The sequence below is a fragment of the Lysobacter ciconiae genome, assembly GCF_015209725.1.
In the GTDB taxonomy this organism is placed as follows: Bacteria; Pseudomonadota; Gammaproteobacteria; order Xanthomonadales; family Xanthomonadaceae; genus Novilysobacter; species Novilysobacter ciconiae.
Genome location: NZ_CP063656.1, coordinates 66,267 through 81,381 on the forward strand (window position 1 = coordinate 66,267; position 15,115 = coordinate 81,381).

Genomic DNA, 15,115 nt, shown 5'->3' on the forward strand with positions numbered 1-15,115 from the left:
TGAGGCGCCCCCTGACAAGCGGGTCTATTGGCGATCCTGCACGCATTTACCAGTTCCAGGGCATGACCCGCGAGTTGGAGACGGCCTCGCCGATCGCGCGGCCGGTGTTGGTCACACCATCCTTGATCGCAGTGGCGCCTTCAACCACTTTGTTGCCGGTCCACTTTGCCCCCTCAACGACCTTCTCGCCGGTCCACCTGGCGGCATCGACCGTCTTGCCCGCCACCCAAGTAGTGCCCTGGATCGCTTTTTCGCCGGTCCACTGGATGCCTTCGAGCGCCTTGCCTCCCGCCCAGACGGCGCCGTCGACGGTGTTTTGCAGGGCCGCGCCATTGGCAGCGGCGATCTGCTCAATCCCGTCGCCGACCTTGTCGGCAGTGAACTGGGCCGTCTTGCCGCCAATCGAGATCGCGCCGGCCAACACGTCGCCCACCGGGCCGGCGACGCGCTCATCCACGCGCGCCGCAACGCTTTCCGCGGTGTGGTGGATGGTATCGCCGACCGAGTCGATCACCCCGTCAACCACATGCCCGGCGATCTTCACCGATCCCTGCAGGTGGTTGCCGTCGGCCATGTCGGACTTGAGCACGCCGTTGACTTCATCGGCGACCTCGTGGGTGTTGCGGGCGAAATCATCGCGCAGGCCCTCGGGCACCATGTCGTGGAGGGATTTGCCGAAATCCGAGGGGTTCTGGTAGCCGGCCTGCCACGGTTCACGCGCGATCATCGTGTCGGTGAGCAGGTTGGGGCTGTGGCTGAGCGCGTTGTAGGCCAGTTGGCCGACGCCGCTGATGACCGGGATGCCGCTGTTGCGCATCGCCTCCACCAGGCCATTGGCTCCCGCCTGCCCGAGCAGCGGCAGGTCGAACTCGTGTTTGGCCGCGCGCCCGGTCAGGGTGTGCTGGTCGATGCCCTTGGGCTCGACGACGATCCTGGTGCCAAGCGCGTCGGGCGCCGCCAGCGACAGCGGACCGGACTCCTGCACCCGCGTCAGCAGGTCGGTTTTCATCGAGTAGGCGCGGATCTGGCCACCCTCGGCGATGTCGCGCGCCTGCTGCGGGCTGGCCATGCCCAGACGGTCCAAGGTGTTGGGGTGGATGCCGGAGGCGTCGAAGGTGACCGCCGGGATGCCGGTGGCCAGCGAGGCCACCGAGGCCAGGCCGCCGCCCTGCGAATGGCCGGTGATGGCGAGGTTGGTCGCAGCGCCCGCCTCTCCGTCGCCGAACACGCGCGCAAACTCGATCGCGCTGTCGGCCGCCAGGCCGGTGAACTTGTCCGCCGCACCGGTCTCAAAGCCCAGGCCCTGCTGGAAGTTGTCGCCCCAATCGGCGGCGCCCTCGGCGGTGCCGCGATAGGCGAGCACGAAGTTGCCTTCACCGTCGGTGTAGACCTCGGCCTTGAACTGGTTGGCGGTGGTCTGCTCGACGCCGCCGAGGAACTCCTGGCGCCAGGTGGCCGGGTCGTCGATGCCGCGCGATTCCAGCATCGCGTCGCTGACCGCGCTCCAGCCATCGGGCGGCGCGCCGCGCGTCCCGTAGACCGAGGTCGCCAGCTGCGACATCGTCACGTCAAAGGGTTGCGCCCGGGTGCCGCTGGTGGCGTCCTTCAGCGTGCTGCCGGCGGGCAAAGCATAGGGACTCGGAGTTGACGGCGGGGCCTGCGGTGCCAGTCGTGCCGGCGCCAGCGACGCCAGCTGCGGGTGGTAGCTCGGTTCGCGCAGGCCACCGGGTCCCTGTGACAGCGGCGAAAACGGTGCTGGCCGCTGCAGGTTCTGCAACGGTGCCAACATCTGCAAGCGGTTGGTGAGTCCGCTGAGTCCACCCTGGCCGATCAACATGTCCCGCCTCCTTCTAGGCGCCTGTCCCGACCATAGAGGCAGTGCCGGGCGCGGCGGTAGCTGGGGCGGACCCTAGAGGCGCGAAGGAGGCCGGGCGCCCGAACAGGTAGCCCTGACCGAATCCGCAGCTGAGGTCGAGCAGCAGCTTCCGCTGCTCGGGACTTTCGATGCCCTCGGCGACCACCGTCATGTCCAGGGCCCGCGCGAGCGAGATGACCGCTGAAACGACCGCCGCGCAGTTGCCCGGCTCGCCCAGGGAGGCAAGGAAGGTGCGGTCGATCTTGATCATCCGCAGCGGGAAGGCATGCAGGTAGCTGAGCGAGGAATAGCCGGTGCCAAAATCGTCCAGAGCGATGCCGACGCCCTCGTCGCGGAGCTGGCCCAGCACCGAACGCACGCGCTCGGAATCGTCCAGCAACGAGCCTTCGGTCACCTCGATGACCAGTCGGCTCGGGGCAAGGCCGGTGCGCGCGAGCAGGTCGAGCAGGCGCCGTGCAAAGTCCTCGCGTTGCAGGTGGCGCGGCATCACGTTGATCGTCAGGTAGGTGTCGTCGTGGATGGTGGCGACGTGGGCCATGCTGCGCTTGAAGATGCGCCAGTCGATGGTCTCCATCAGGCCGCTGTCCTCGGCGACCTGCTGGAAGTCGCCTGGACACAGCACCCCGCGCTGCGGATGGTTCCAGCGCATCAGGGCCTCGCGCCCGACGATGGTGGCATCGTCCAGGCGCACGATGGGTTGCAGGTAGGGCTCCAGCTCGTCGCGTTCGATCGCCTGGCGCAGCTCGGCTTCCAGCGCCAGCAGGTCCACCGAATAGCCGTGCATCGACTGGTCGTACATCTGCCAACGGCAGCGCCCGAGGGCCTTGGCGCGGTACAGCGCGATATCCGCGTCGCGCAGGAGTTCGTCCGCATGCGTGTACCGGCCATCGCCGATGACGATGCCGATGCTCGCCGAGGGCTCCAGCATGCGGCCGCTGATCGGCATCGGCGCGGTGATCACCTCCAGGATCCGCTCGGCGATCGTCGCCGCCGGTGCGCGCGCGCCGTCGCGGTCACGGCCGACCTGCTCGAGCAGGACGACGAACTCGTCCCCGGCCAGTCTTGCCACCAGGTCGGGTTTTCGCACGCAGGACTGGAGGCGGCGGGCGATCTCGCGCAGGAACGCGTCGCCCGCCAGGTGCCCGAGGTTGTCGTTGATCAGCTTGAAGCGGTCGACGTCCAGATACAGCAACGCGCAGAACGAGCCCGGTTCGGCACGCCGGCGGGCCAGCACGGCGTCGACGCGTTCATGCAGTTGGCCGCGGTTGGGAAGCCCGGTCAGGGCATCGTGCATGACCTCGTGCTCGAGCCGTTGCTGCACCAGCTCGCGCTCGCGGATCTGGCTGCGCAGCTCCAGCGTGCGCTCCGCCACCCGCTCCTCCAGCTGCGCGAAGGCTTTCTGGCGGAACTGGGCATTGCGCCGGCGCAGCAGGCTGTTGGCGATCTGGGAGGCGACAAAGACAAGCAGCTCCTGGTCCGCTGACGTGTAGTGCACGTGGCAGTCATAACTCTGCACGGTGACCAGCCCGACCACCTCGTCGCCCGAGAAAAGCGGTACCCCCAGCCAGCACTCCGACGGTTTTCCCTGGCCGGGCCGGTCGATGACCTCGCCCTGGCGGATCAGGTCCAGCGCCTCATCGTGGGTGACCAGCAGCGCGCGCCGGGTCCGCAGCACGTATTCGCTGAGCCCGCGCGCCAGCGGCCGGTGCATCGGCAGGTCGTCGTGGTGGCGGTCGACCAGATAGGGAAACTCCAGACGCGTCCGATCGTCCGACAGCAGGGCGATGAAGAAGTTGTCGGCGTTGAGCAGCTGGCGCACCACGTCATGGATGCCGGCAAAGAAGGCGTGTTCGTCGGTGTCCTCGTTCGCCAGCTGGGCGATCTGGAACATCGCGCTCTGCAGCCGCTCGGCGCGCTGGCGCTCGGCGATCTCCAGCTGAAGGTCGCAGTTGACCTGGGCCAGCTCCTGGGTGCGCAGCTTGACGCTGCGTTCGAGCAATTCGCTGCTTCCCTTGCGCTCAACGGCGGTAAGGATGTGGCTGGCAACGAACTCCAGCAGGTCCTCGTCGGTCTCGCTGAACTCCACGCCGGGCTCGTAGCTCTGCACGACGATGGCGCCGTGGACCGCGCCGTCCCTCAGCATGGGCACGCCGAGCCAGTCCGAACTGTAGGTCCCCACCAGGCGCAGCGGGCCATCGACCTGCGTGCGGATGTATTCGCGGCTGCCTCGCAGCGGCCGACCGTCGCGCAGGACGTACCAGGTGGCGGAATGCTTCAGGTCCTCGCGGGGCAGCTCCTCAAACAGCGGCGAATCCTCGACGTCCACGAAGTACAGCATACGGATGGTGTCGTGGGTCGGATCGAGCAGGGCGATGAAGAAATTTTCCGCATACATCAGCGTGCCGACGATGTCGTGGATGCCGCGCAGGACTTCCGACATGTCCCGATCCGAGCCCGACAGCTGCGAGATCGCGAACAGGGCGCGCTGCATCTTCTCGGAGTTCTGCAGCTTGACCACCTCCTGCTCCAGTTCAGCCAGGCGGCGCAGGCGCTGGAGAAGCGGGTCCGCGGTCGCGACGCCCGGCGCCAGGGCAGTGGCAATCGCGGCGGGATGGCTTCCGTCGGCGGCGGTGACCGCGAGCACGGCGTTGCTGGCGGGCAGATCCAGTGACGCAGTCCTGTCGCTGTCGCCGCCGCCCTCGATCTCTGCGTCGCGCTCCCAGATCACCCTGGAGTCGTCGATCCCGGGCAGCGCTGCCGCGACGGTTTCAATGGCGCAGACGAGCTGGTCCACCGTCCGCGCTTCCAGCAGGGTTTCCCGCCAGGCCGCAAATGCGCCGTCGATGGCGTTCATGGCGGCCCGCCGTCGAGTAACCCGCCGTTGGCCAACCTGCCGTTGACCGACAGGGAGCGGACTTGACGCAAGCCCGCGCCGTCGCCGGCTGCGAATCGGAAAGCTTGCCTGCGGCGTTCAGTGGATCGGTAGGGCATGGGGCGCTCCAGCGGGCCAGACATTCCAGCCTGACCCCGCTATCGGCCGCCCCGCGCCAAGCTTTAACGCGAACTCATGCCACCTGCACCAGTCGCAGCGGGTTGGACCACTCCTGCAACAGCTCCGCCTCGCGCGCCTTGGCCTTGGCCAGATGCGCTTCCTTGACGTGGCCGTAGCCGCGGATCTGCTCGGGGATGGACGCGATCTCGGCCGCCAGGGCGACGTTGCCACGGTCCAGCCGGGGCAGGAGGGCATCGATGGTCTGGAAGTAGTCGACGATCAGCTGGCGCTCGCCGCGGCGCTCGGCGGTGTAGCCGAAGATGTCCAGCCTGCCGCCGCGCAGGGTGCGCAGCTTGGCCAGCCACTTGAACGCGGTGAACATCCTCGGGCCGAACTCGCGCTTGATCAGCTGGCCGTTGTCGTCGCGCTTGGCGAACAGCGGCGGAGCGAGGTGGAACTTGATTTTGTAGTCGCCGTCGAACTGCTGCTCAACTTGGCGCAGGAACTCGCCGCTGGTATACAGCCGAGCGACTTCGTATTCGTCCTTGTAGGCCATCAGCTTGAACGCATAGCGGGCGACCGCCTCGGTCAGGTCGGTGCTGCCGCCCGCCTTGCCGGCCTCCGCGTCGCGTACCCGGTTGACCAGGCTGGCGTAGTGGCGCGCGTAGTCCGCGTCCTGGTACTCGGTGAGGAACTGCACCCGGCGGCCGATCAGTTCGTCCAGCGAGCGTGACAGGCGCGAGTCGTCCATCGGCAGGAACGCGACCTTGTCACCCGGTTGGCTCTGCGGGACATGGCGGAGTTCGTCTTCCTTGCGGCCGGCCAGCGGCGCCGAGGGGCTCGCAAACTCGCTGCCTTCCCAGTCGCCGGCGCCGAGCATCGGCAGGTCGCGCGGAGTGGCTTCCGCCGCGGTCGGCTGGTTGCGCACCAGTCCGGCGGCATCGGCCACCGCGTTGGGGTCAATCACCGCCAGCCGGCCCCAGGCGAAGGCGGTCTTGTTCATCTCGATCGCCGCGCCGTTGAGCTCGACCGCGCGCATGATCGCGTCCAGCGAGATCGGCACCAGCCCGCGCTGCCACGCATAACCCAGCAGGAACAGGTTGCTGCCGATCGCGTTGCCCAGCAGGGCGGTGGCGATCTGGGTGGCGTCGACCACGAACGGCTTCTCGCCGCCCAGCGCGGTCTGCACCGCACTGATGATGTCGGCCGCGGGAAACTGGATGTCCGGGCGGGTGGTGAAGCTGCCCGGCATCGCCTCGTAGCTGTTGAGCACGACCTGGCTGCGGCCGCCGCGGATCTTCGACAGCGCCCAGTAGTCGTTGACCACGACCATGTCGCAGCCCAGCACCAGGTCGGCCTCGCCGGCGGCGATGCGCACCGCGTGGATTTCGGCCGGGCTGTTGGCGATGCGGATGTGGCTGGTGACTGCGCCGCCCTTCTGCGCCAGTCCGGTCTGGTCGAGCACGCTGGAACCCTTGCCCTCCAGATGCCCGGCCATGCCCAGCAGCGCACCGATGGTGACCACGCCGGTGCCGCCGACGCCGGTGATCAGGATGTTCCACGGCCGCTCCAGCGTCGGCAGTACCGGCATCGGCAGGTTGGCCAGGCGGTCAAGTGCGTTGCTGGCGGACTTCTTCTTCAGTCCGCCGCCCTCGATGATGACAAAGCTGGGGCAGAAGCCGGTGGTGCAGCTGTAGTCCTTGTTGCAGTTGGACTGGTCGATCTCGCGCTTGCGCCCGAATTCGGTTTCCTTGGGCAACACCGACACGCAGAACGATTTCTTGCCGCAGTCGCCGCAGCCCTCGCAGACCAGCGAGTTGACCATGACGCGTTTGGCCGGATCGACGATCCTGCCGCGCTTGCGGCGCCGACGCTTTTCGGTCGCGCAGGTCTGGTCGTAGATCAGCACCGAGGTGCCCTTCACGCCGCGCAGGCGCTTCTGCACCGCGTCCAGTTCGGCGCGGTCGAAGAACTCGACATCATTCGGGAACAGGTCGCGGCGCCGCCATTTGCCGATGTCATCGGAGACCACCACGATCGCGTGCACGCCTTCGCTGCGCACCTGGTGGGCGATCTGCGGCACGCTGAGCTGGCCGTCTACCGGCTGGCCGCCGGTCATTGCCACCGCGTCGTTGTAGAGGATCTTGTAGGTGATGTTGACCCCGGCCGCCACCGCCTGGCGGATCGCCAGCGTGCCGGAGTGGAAATAGGTGCCGTCGCCGAGGTTCTGGAACACGTGCCCGGTATCGGTGAACGCGGCCTGCCCGGCCCAGGTGACGCCTTCGCCGCCCATGTGCGTGTAGGTGTCGGTGCTGCGGTTCATCCAGGTCACCATGTAGTGGCAACCGATGCCGCCCAGCGCGCGCGAGCCTTGCGGCACCGCGGTGGAGAGGTTGTGCGGACAGCCGGAGCAGTAATGCGGCACGCGCGGGAACTGCGCCCGCGGCAGCGCCAGTTCGGCTTCCTTCTCGGCCATCCAGCGCATGACGTCGCGCATTCGCTCGTTGTCATGGAACTTCTGGATGCGCCGGCCGATCACGCCGGCGATCGTCGCCGGCGTCAGCTCGCCGGTGCTGGGCAGGATCCAGTGGCCCTGCTCGTCGTACTTGCCGACGATGGAGGGACGCGTGGCGCCGCCCCAGTTGTACATCGCCTCCTTCATCTGGCTCTCGATGAAGGCGTGCTTCTCCTCGACCACCACGATGTCGGCCAGGCCATCGGCGAAGCGCTGCAGGCCGACCGGCTCCAGCGGCCAGGTCATGCCGACCTTGTACACGCGGATGCCCAGATCCTGACACGCGCGCTCGTCCAAACCGAGGTATTCCAGCGCGGTCAGCACGTCCAGATAGGACTTGCCGGTGGTGATGATGCCCAGCCGCGGGTTGGGTGAATCGATCACGATGCGGTCGATCGCGTTGGCCCGGGCGAAGGCCTGCGCCGCCTTGACCGCGTAGCGGTGCAGGCGCATCTCCTGGTCCAGCGGCGGATCCGGCCAGCGGATATTGAGGCCGCCGGCCGGCATCTCGAAGTCGTCCGGGGTGACGATCTGCAGCGCCAGCGGATTGACGTCCACGGACGCGGAGGACTCCACCGTTTCGGCGATCGTCTTGAAGCCGACCCAGCGCCCGGTGTAGCGCGACATCGCCCAGCCGATCGCGCCCATGTCGAGGATGTCCTGCACCCCGGCCGGGTTGAGGATCGGCATCATCGCGCTGGTGAACTCGCCCTCCGAACCGTGCGGAAGCGTCGAGCTGCGGCAGGCGTGGTCGTCGGCGGCCAGCGCCAGCACGCCACCCAGCGGGCTGGTGCCGGCGGCATTGGCGTGCTTGAGCACATCGCCGCTGCGGTCCACGCCCGGCCCCTTGGCGTACCACATGCCGAACACGCCATCGACCTTGGCGCCTTCAAACAGGTTGGTCTGCTGGGTGCCCCAGACCATCGTCGCGCCGAGGTCCTCGTTGAGGCCCGGGATGAACTTCACCCCCGCCTTGGCCAGGTGCTGCTTCGCCCGCCACAGCTCCAGGTCGAAACCGCCCAGCGGCGAGCCGCGGTAGCCGGAAACAAAGCCGGCGGTGTTGAGGCCGGCAGCCTGGTCGCGCAGGCGCTGCATCAGCGGCAGCCGCACCAGCGCCTGCACGCCGGACAGGTAGATCCGGCCGGTCTCGCGGCTGTACTTGTGGTCCAGGCCGTAGTCGGGATCGGCGAGCGTGGCGCTGTGGGCCGAAGCCGGCGAGGAGAGCTGGGCGGTGCTGGTCATGCGGGGCTCCGACGCGGCGGCGGCCGCGCGATGGCTGCGGGGGTCGGGGTCGGATCGGGAAACGCTGCTGATGCACGGATCGGGTCCGGCGGAACCGGCGCGCGCGTCGTCGGCACAGCCGCGGGAGTCTAGCAGCCAATGCCTTTGTGCCGCGGCCGCACGGCTTTGTCCCGCGGTCTGCACGCGCTACCATGAGCGCGCAATCCAGGGGGGAATGTGCATGTTCAATTTCAAGCGGCCGCTCAGCGGCCGGGTTCTGGCTGCGACGCTGGCAGGTTGTCTGCTGGTGACCGGCGCAGCAGCGGCACAAAGCCGGCTGGTGCCTGCATCCGAGTTCTATTTCGCGGAAGAAGCGCGCACGACGCGTCCGGTGGTCGCCATCCAGGGCGAGGGCGATGCGTTGACCGAAGCACTGCTCAAGGCGGTCGCGCGCAAGCCGCGTGCCCAGGCCGAGACGGCCCAGCTGGCCCATGTGGCCATGACCGGCGGCCGGCCCGAGCTGGGCATCGAGCTGTACGACCGCGCGCTGCGCAACCTGGGCACGACCGACATCCTGTACCGGCCGGTCCTGTGGAACTACGGCTGGGACCTGCTGCGCAACGGCGACGCCGAAGCCGCGCTGGCGCGCTGGGAGACGCTGATGAGGGCGCGCAACGTCACCGCCGACTGGATGCCGCCCACGTTCGCGCTGGCTTTGTGGCAACTGGACCGCAAGGACGAGGCGGTGGAGTGGTATGCGGCCGCCGTGCGCACCCATCCGGACCGCTGGACCTATCCCGACCGTTTCGACGAGCTGCTGCCCGACTGGCTACCCGCCGAGCGTGAGGCGCTCGCGAAGGTGCAGCAGGCATGGCAGGCTGATCCACCGCAATGGCGCTGATCCGCGGCTGAGCACAAGCCACGACCGGAGCAACGGAATGCTGCAAAAACGACTGCTTGAGCGAACGCTTGCTGTAGCCCTGCTGTCGGCGCTGTCGCTCGCCGGCTCCGCGACTGCGACGGGGCAGGCTCCCGCGATCGATCGCGCCGCCGCCGCCGCCGAAGCCTGCATGGCGCTCGGTGACGACGCTCGCATCGCGCAATGCCTGCAGCAGGTGGCGCCACGTTCGCCGGAGCAGCAACGCGCGGATGCCGTGCTCGACGATCCCGCCACGCAGGCGGCGATGGAAGCCTGGAGCCGCGCTTACGAGCCGGCGATGGCGGCGCACGCGCAGGCTCTGGCGCAGCGCGGCGATGTGCGCAGCCTGCTGGGCGCGATGATGATCATGCCGGTGCAGGACGCAGCGGCCGGCGATGCCCCCGGCGTGTTGGGGTTGCAGGCGCGCGGCTGGTTCGCGCGCGCCCGCCAGCTCGGTCCCACCGATCCGGTGGTCGCCTGGGTGGAGGTCACCGATTGCCACGTGCTGGGCTGCGATCGCGACGCCGCGATCGCGCGGCTGCTGCAGGTGGACGGCGACAACGCCGCGGCGCACCTGTGGGCGAACGGCGTGGCGATGGAGTCCGGCGATCCGCGCGCGGCCCGCGAGGATCTGCATGCGGCCGCTGTCGCCCCGCGCTACCAACCGCACAGCGGCCCATTGCTCAGCCTTTTGCTGGACGCGCGCGCCGGAGCGCCCGTGCCGGCGATGGACGCGCGTACGTCCGCCGGCATGCAGGCCGCCACCGGTACCGGAACCGCGGCCGACTGGATGGCCATGCAGGCACTCGGGCAATGGGCCGCCATCGCCCTGGCACCGATGCAGGGCGTGAGCCGTTTCTGCGCGCCGGGCTCGGCGCAACTGGCGCGCGACCCCGGCCTGCGCGCCGACTGCAAGGCGGTGCTGTCCCGTCTGGCCGCGGATGATTCCACCCTCCCTTACGCCGAGATGGCAACTCGGCTGCTGATCGGACTGGACCCCGGGCTGACCGGCCAGTGGACACCAAGGCTGCGCCAGCTGGCCTGGTGGCGGGAGCAATCGCTGCCCTTGTTGGCGGATCTGGGCGGGGTCGCGCATCGCGGCGGGACACCGGGCGCGGGCGAGTATGCCCGCTGGGTCGCCAGCGATGGCGAGTTGGGCGCCATGGCCAGACTGTTGTCCCACGCCGGCATTGCGACGGCGCCGCCGACGGAGTGGCAGCTGCCGCGGCAACCACGTTGACCGCACGTCCCGTCCCACTTCGTGGGTGACGCGCGCTCCCGGTGTTGTACGCTGCAGCCTGACGCGCAGCGCAGCCTGCAAACCCGGGAGATGCGATGAAGACGGTGCTGGTGGCCACATCCAAGGGTGGGGCAGGCAAGACCACGATCGCCACCCACCTGGCCGCGAATGCCGCGCTGCAGGGTCACCGCACCGCGCTGGTGGACGCGGACCCGCAACGCTCGTCCCACGGCTGGGCGCAGCGCCGCGCGGCGCTCGACTCCGCAGTGCTGCCGGTGGATGGCACCAACCGCTGGAAATGGCAGCGCGGCGTGCCCTCCGATACCGAGCGGCTGATCATCGACGCCCCGGCCGGGGCCATGGCCGACGAGCTGCAGAGCTTCCTCGACGTCGCCGACGCGGTGGTCGTGCCGATCCAGCCATCATTGCTGGACATCGAGGCCAGCGTGCCGTTCCTGGATTCGCTGGCCCGCCATCCGCGCGTGCGCGGCGGCGAGTTGAAGGTGGGCCTGGTGGCCAACCGTCTTCGCCCGTGGACCAGCACCTCGCGCGAAACCCTGGCCATGCTCGAGCGCTGGCCGTATCCGGTCGTCGCCCGGTTGCGCGACAGCCAGGCCTATGTGGTCCTGGCCGGCCTGGGCAAAAGCCTGTTTGACTACCATTCCGCGAACGTCCGCGACCACCAGTCCGATTGGCAGCCGTTGCTGAAATGGCTGGCCAAATGAGGAGACTCCGCCATGCGTGAACTGATCCTGCTGCGCCATGCCCACGCCGAACACGCCACCGCCGGCCAGGCCGATATCGATCGCCCGCTGTCGGCCCAGGGTGTGGCCGAGGCGGAGGCCGCCGGTCGCTGGCTGGCAGAGCGCAACCTGGCCCCGGACCGCGTCCTGTGCTCGCCGGCGCGGCGCACCCGCGAGACGCTGGAAGGCGTGCTGGCGGTCATCGGCTACGTCGAGCAACGCATCCAGGAGGAGATCTACGACGCCGAACCCGGCGCCTTGATCGCCCTGGCCGACAACAGCGCCGGGGTCGAGCGACTGATGCTGGTCGGCCACAACCCCGGCCTGGAACTCCTGGCGGCACTGCTCTACAGCGGCCGCACCGGGGACTACCGCGGCATGCCCCCGGGCGGTGTCGCAGTGCTGTCGATCCCCGACGGCACCCGGCTCGAGCCGGGCGTGGCGCGGCTTGACGCGTTCTGGTGGCCGTGACCGCAGCGCGACTCCCCGCCCACTGCTTTTTGCTGCTGATGCTGACGCTGCCCCTGGCGGCGCCGGCGCGGCAGTCTGCGCCCGTGGCGACCCCGCCCGTGGCCCCCGCCTCCGCAAGCGTTCCCGCAACCGCCGGGCAGGCGTTCCGCGCCTTTGACCGGCGTGCGGCCCAGCCCGGCGTTCGCGCCTACCCGTTCGATCCGTCGCACACGCGATTCGGCTTCGAGCTGCGCACCCGCTGGGGCCAACGCGTGCAGGGCCAGTTTCCGGTGTACGACGGGGTGGCGCTGTTCCTCCCCGACGGCCGGCGCCAGGTGCGTATCCGGCTGGCGGCCGGTGCGATCGATGTGGCCGGCTCGGAGCGATACGCGGCCATCGCGCGTTCGGAGGCGTTCTTCGACGCCGAGCACTACCCCGATATCGAGTTCGTGTCCGAGCCGCACGACGATCTGCTGACCCGCGAGGGCGGTTTGTTGCAGGGCGTCCTGCGCATGCACGGCACCACCCGCGCGGAGACCTTCGTCGTCGCCCCGGCGCTGTGTGATCGCGCCGGACAGGATTGCGACGCGATTGCCAGCGGCAGCGTGGACCGCAGCCACTACGGCATTGCCGGCATGCGCCTGGTGCTGTCGGATCGCGTGCGTTTCACCATGCGCGTGCGCCTGGACGGCCCGGCGCGATGAGGACGGCGTCCTTGCTGCTGCGATGCGGTGATCGTTGCAGCACTGCGCTGGCACGCGTCGCCGTGGTGTTGTCAGTGCTGCTGCTCGCGGCCTGCGCCACGTTGAGCCCGCAACAGGCCGACCGCGCGTATGCGATTGCCGGCGCGGCCCGTTCGGATGCGTCCACGTGCGATACGAGCGATGCCTGCGCGCAGCCCTCGCCCCTGCACCAGCTGGCCGACCGGGCCTTGCTGGATTCGACGCCGCAGCAGCCCCGCCACTACACCGTGATCCTCGACCGCGGCACCGATGCGCTGCTGGCGCGCATCAACCTGATCCGCAGCGCCGCGCGCAGCATCGACCTGCAGACCTACATCTACGAGGACGACGATTCCGGGCGCCTGGTGCTGGACGAACTGCTCGCTGCCGCGCGGCGCGGCGTGCGCGTGCGCTTGCTGATGGACCAGCTATCCGCGATCCAGAGCGTGGAATCCCTGGCGGCGCTCAGCGGCGCCCACCGCAATTTCCACATCAAGCTGTACAACCCGGTGCTGGGGCGGGCTCGCGTCACCTACCCGCAGTACGCGATCGCCGCCGCCTGCTGCTGGCGGCAGCTCAACCAGCGCATGCACACCAAGCTGCTGTTGATCGACGATGCGCTGGCGATCACCGGCGGGCGCAACTACCAGGACGACTATTTCGACTGGGACGCGCAGTACAACTTCCGCGATCGCGACCTGCTGGTGGCCGGGCCGGTGACCGGCGCGATGGCAGAGGACTTCCGCCGTTTCTGGGAGGACCGCCGGGCGGTGCCTCCGTCGCGGCTGGTGGACGTCGGCCGCCTGTTGCTGGCGCGCGGCGTCCCGCCGCTGGCACCCAGCGAATTCCGCCTGCCCGAGCGGGCCGAAGCGATGCGCGAGGACGCTGCCGATGCGCTGTTGGTGTTCGAGCGCCTCGCCAGCCGTGCCCGGGAAGTCGGCAAGGTGGAGTACGTGTCCGACGGCCCCGGCAAGCACGAGGCGGACACCCCGGCGGAGTTTGCGCTGGCATCGCAGTCGCTGGGCGAGCTGATCGCCTCGGCCGACCGCGAGGTGCTGCTGCAGACGCCCTACCTGGTGCTTTCGCGCCCCGCCCAGGCCCTTTTCGAACGCCTGCACGACCGCCCCGACGCGCCGCGCGTGGTGGTATCGACCAACTCGCTGGCCGCCACCGATGCGTTCATCGCCTACGCGCTGTCCTACAAGTACAAGCGCCGCTACCTGCGCGATTTCGGTTTCAACATCTACGAGTACAAGCCGTTTCCCGAGGACGCGCCGATCGACCTGGCGACCACAGGCGCGTTCCTGCCCGAATTCGTCGACGCGCCCTTGCCGCCGCCTCCGAGCACCCGTCCCGACCGCAGCAGCGTGCTGCGCTCGGCGCGCTACCGCCGGCCGCTGGCGACCGAGTACGGCGCCACCCGCCACCTGCGCCGCCAGTCCAACGAGCCGGTCCCGCTGCGACGCGCCGGGGTGCGGATGGGCATGCACGCCAAGTCGCTGGTCATCGACCGCCGGATCGGTGTGGTGGGCACCCACAACTTCGATCCGCGCGGGGACAACTACAACACCGAAAGCGCCGTCGTGGTCCACGATGCCGCGTTTGCGCGCGAACTGGCGGCGAGCATCCACCGCGACATCAGTCCGGCCAACTCCTGGGTGATCGCCCCGCGCGACAAGCCGCCGGTGCTGTGGGGGCTGGAGTACTCGATCGGCAAGCTCTCCGAATGGCTGCCGGTGTTCGACCTGTGGCCGATGCGCTACGCGACCAGCTACGAGTTCATGCCGGGTCCGGAATGCCCGCGGCCGATCCCGCCTGATCATCCCGGCTTCCGCGCCTGCCATCGTCCGGTGGGCGATTTCCCGGAAGTGAATCTCGCCCTGAAGGGCCTGCCGACCCGGCTTTTCACCGCTTTCGGTGCCGGACTGGCGCCGATTCTCTGATCTGCGCCGCGCTCGATTCCCCGCGCTGAAACCTGCTGAAGCCTGAACGATAACCGGGCCATGACTTATGGCCTATGGCGCGTTCGAACCGGTGTTATACATTACCAGCACACCAATTCACTACATCAGGAGATCGCCATGTACATCCCCTCACGCGCCCAGTCCTTTGCCTCCGCCGCCGCGGAGCCGTCCTGCAACGACGCCGCCCGCGGGGCGGAGTGCGATCGCGCCCATGCGCTCGCCGCTGCCCATCGGCACGGTTACCCGCAGCGCCAGCCAGGCACGGGTTATCGCCACAGCAGCGGCTACGCCGGCCGCGAAAATTACAAGGGCCTGAACCGCTACGTCGAGAGCGCCGCGCCCGCCCTGTTCAGGTTCCACTGAGCCCCCTATTCATATTTCTCTGAACCTGTTACAATAGCGCTTGTAAATCATTGTAATCATTAAGAAAAGGAGTCAGAAGTGAATCGTCGTCCGAGTACCGTCCAAATCGC

Annotated in this window: 10 protein-coding genes; 7 read left to right on the plus strand and 3 right to left on the minus strand. The window is 68.7% G+C overall.

Annotation, left to right across the window (positions count from 1 at the left end):
- Window positions 1-46: 46 nt before the first annotated feature.
- The 3 genes from INQ41_RS00315 to INQ41_RS00325 all read right to left on the minus strand — a co-directional run bounded on the left by INQ41_RS00315 (window position 47) and on the right by INQ41_RS00325 (window position 8,625).
- Window positions 47-1,837: an Mbeg1-like protein gene (locus INQ41_RS00315; protein ID WP_193985240.1), complete on the minus strand. Its 1,791-nt coding sequence runs from the start codon at window positions 1,835-1,837 to the stop codon at window positions 47-49.
- Between the two features lie 13 nt (window positions 1,838-1,850).
- Entirely contained in the window at window positions 1,851-4,730 is a 2,880-nt protein-coding gene (locus tag INQ41_RS00320) for a bifunctional diguanylate cyclase/phosphodiesterase (protein ID WP_193985242.1), read from the minus strand.
- A 211-nt stretch (window positions 4,731-4,941) separates the two neighbouring features.
- Window positions 4,942-8,625 (minus strand): indolepyruvate ferredoxin oxidoreductase family protein, encoded by a 3,684-nt coding sequence (locus INQ41_RS00325; protein WP_193985244.1) that lies wholly within the window; start codon window positions 8,623-8,625, stop codon window positions 4,942-4,944.
- Between the two features lie 220 nt (window positions 8,626-8,845).
- Here INQ41_RS00325 and INQ41_RS00330 point away from each other — a divergent pair, with 220 nt between their 5' ends.
- The 7 genes from INQ41_RS00330 (at window position 8,846) to INQ41_RS00360 (ending at window position 15,005) form a co-directional block, all read left to right on the plus strand.
- Window positions 8,846-9,505, plus strand: a complete 660-nt coding sequence (locus tag INQ41_RS00330; RefSeq protein ID WP_228076635.1) for a tetratricopeptide repeat protein — start codon at window positions 8,846-8,848, stop codon at window positions 9,503-9,505.
- A gap of 37 nt (window positions 9,506-9,542) precedes the next feature.
- Window positions 9,543-10,763, plus strand: a complete 1,221-nt coding sequence (locus INQ41_RS00335) for a hypothetical protein (protein ID WP_193985245.1) — start codon at window positions 9,543-9,545, stop codon at window positions 10,761-10,763.
- Between the two features lie 95 nt (window positions 10,764-10,858).
- Window positions 10,859-11,488 (plus strand): ParA family protein, encoded by a 630-nt coding sequence (locus INQ41_RS00340; RefSeq protein WP_193985247.1) that lies wholly within the window; start codon window positions 10,859-10,861, stop codon window positions 11,486-11,488.
- Window positions 11,489-11,500: 12 nt separating this feature from the next.
- Window positions 11,501-11,977, plus strand: coding sequence for a SixA phosphatase family protein (locus INQ41_RS00345; RefSeq protein WP_193985249.1), 477 nt, complete (start codon window positions 11,501-11,503; stop codon window positions 11,975-11,977).
- 38 nt (window positions 11,978-12,015) lie between these two features.
- Entirely contained in the window at window positions 12,016-12,660 is a 645-nt protein-coding gene (locus INQ41_RS00350; protein ID WP_228076636.1) for a YceI family protein, read from the plus strand.
- The gene (locus INQ41_RS00355; RefSeq protein ID WP_193985253.1) at window positions 12,657-14,621 is read left to right on the plus strand and encodes a phospholipase D family protein; all 1,965 of its coding nucleotides are present in this window, start codon (window positions 12,657-12,659) and stop codon (window positions 14,619-14,621) included. Before INQ41_RS00350 ends, INQ41_RS00355 begins: the two co-directional genes overlap by 4 nt.
- 138 nt (window positions 14,622-14,759) lie before the next feature.
- Entirely contained in the window at window positions 14,760-15,005 is a 246-nt protein-coding gene (locus INQ41_RS00360) for a hypothetical protein (RefSeq protein ID WP_193985255.1), read from the plus strand.
- The last annotated feature ends 110 nt before the right edge of the window (window positions 15,006-15,115 follow it).

Bases quoted from the DNA above. Each gene is read 5' to 3' on its own strand.
- INQ41_RS00315 (WP_193985240.1), bottom strand. From the start codon at position 1,837: ATGTTGATCGGCCAGGGTGGACTCAGCGGACTCACCAACCGCTTGCAG.
- INQ41_RS00320 (WP_193985242.1), bottom strand. From the start codon at position 4,730: ATGAACGCCATCGACGGCGCATTTGCGGCCTGGCGGGAAACCCTGCTG.
- INQ41_RS00325 (WP_193985244.1), bottom strand. From the start codon at position 8,625: ATGACCAGCACCGCCCAGCTCTCCTCGCCGGCTTCGGCCCACAGCGCC.
- INQ41_RS00330 (WP_228076635.1), top strand. From the start codon at position 8,846: ATGTTCAATTTCAAGCGGCCGCTCAGCGGCCGGGTTCTGGCTGCGACG.
- INQ41_RS00335 (WP_193985245.1), top strand. From the start codon at position 9,543: ATGCTGCAAAAACGACTGCTTGAGCGAACGCTTGCTGTAGCCCTGCTG.
- INQ41_RS00340 (WP_193985247.1), top strand. From the start codon at position 10,859: ATGAAGACGGTGCTGGTGGCCACATCCAAGGGTGGGGCAGGCAAGACC.
- INQ41_RS00345 (WP_193985249.1), top strand. From the start codon at position 11,501: ATGCGTGAACTGATCCTGCTGCGCCATGCCCACGCCGAACACGCCACC.
- INQ41_RS00350 (WP_228076636.1), top strand. From the start codon at position 12,016: ATGCTGACGCTGCCCCTGGCGGCGCCGGCGCGGCAGTCTGCGCCCGTG.
- INQ41_RS00355 (WP_193985253.1), top strand. From the start codon at position 12,657: ATGAGGACGGCGTCCTTGCTGCTGCGATGCGGTGATCGTTGCAGCACT.
- INQ41_RS00360 (WP_193985255.1), top strand. From the start codon at position 14,760: ATGTACATCCCCTCACGCGCCCAGTCCTTTGCCTCCGCCGCCGCGGAG.